Source organism: Halorubrum sp. Atlit-26R (assembly GCF_003666015.1).
Taxonomy (GTDB): domain Archaea; phylum Halobacteriota; class Halobacteria; order Halobacteriales; family Haloferacaceae; genus Halorubrum.
In genome coordinates this window covers 1-867 of record NZ_QPLT01000150.1, presented here as the reverse complement: position 1 = coordinate 867, position 867 = coordinate 1, and the positions used below count along the sequence as shown (strand labels likewise).

Annotated in this window: 2 protein-coding genes; both read left to right on the top strand. The window is 57.6% G+C overall.

The genetic code is table 11. From position 1 onward, the window contains the following. Nucleotides 1-59 precede the first annotated feature (59 nt). Nucleotides 60-482 (top strand): hypothetical protein, encoded by a 423-nt coding sequence (locus DVK07_RS19870; protein ID WP_121598542.1) that lies wholly within the window; start codon nucleotides 60-62, stop codon nucleotides 480-482. 22 nt (nucleotides 483-504) lie between these two features. Beyond that, on the top strand, nucleotides 505-867 hold a 363-nt coding region (locus DVK07_RS19865), incomplete at its 3' end, for a twin-arginine translocation signal domain-containing protein (protein ID WP_121598543.1).

The following is an 867-nucleotide window of genomic DNA, read 5'->3' as shown; positions in this document are numbered from 1 at the left end:
CATCACTAATATTAACTTCGCCAAACTGTTTAATAAACAGAGGAATTAGCTAGACATGCATGCAGAAACCAGAAGCAAGCGTAGACTCGGTAACGAAAGGCGCACAGACACTCGGTGGTGCGGTGCTTATCGCTGCTCTGTTTGTTGAAACAGGCAGCGCAGGTGCCATCATCGACTTCTTCAACCAGACATTGTTCGATGCGGGTGATCTCGGAACGGTCACGAACGGGATGGCCATCGGGCTCGGTGGATTCGGAACGTACGCTGGCGTGTCGCTCGCCGGTGTCCAGCGAGCTAAGGCCTGGCTCGGTGCGGTGCCGTTCGTTGCATCGACCGGAATCAGTACCGTGTTCTTGTCAGGAACCGTCGCCAGTTGGGTATCCGACCCCGCGACAAGCCTGATCGTGTTCGGAACAAGCTCGGTCGTTTTCCTCGGAACAGTTCACAAAGGGACGCTCGAGAAGCTGAACAACGTACGGTAACCACCTCTTTCGAGGCCCTCCAATGACTCAAAATAACACAGATATTGACGTAGACGCAGTAGACGACGCACAGACACCAGAACACGCAGCTCCGACGAACCGCCGCACGTTCATCAAAGGCATCGGCGTGACTGCCGGTGCTGCCGCAACCGGCGGTGCCGGACTCGCATACGGACCGAAGAACGCGCAGGCGGTCGTGCCGGCGTTCATCCTCGGTGGGCTGGCCGCCACAGCCGCGTACAGCTATCTTGTCGGGTCCGGCGCGCTCGATCACCGTCTTGGCCCTGACCGCGACCTGTCCGGATTCACGGGCGGTGACAAGCTACACCAAGCACAGTCTGAAGACGTGACGAAGCTTCAGGGTACCGAAAAAGAGGTGCTGACA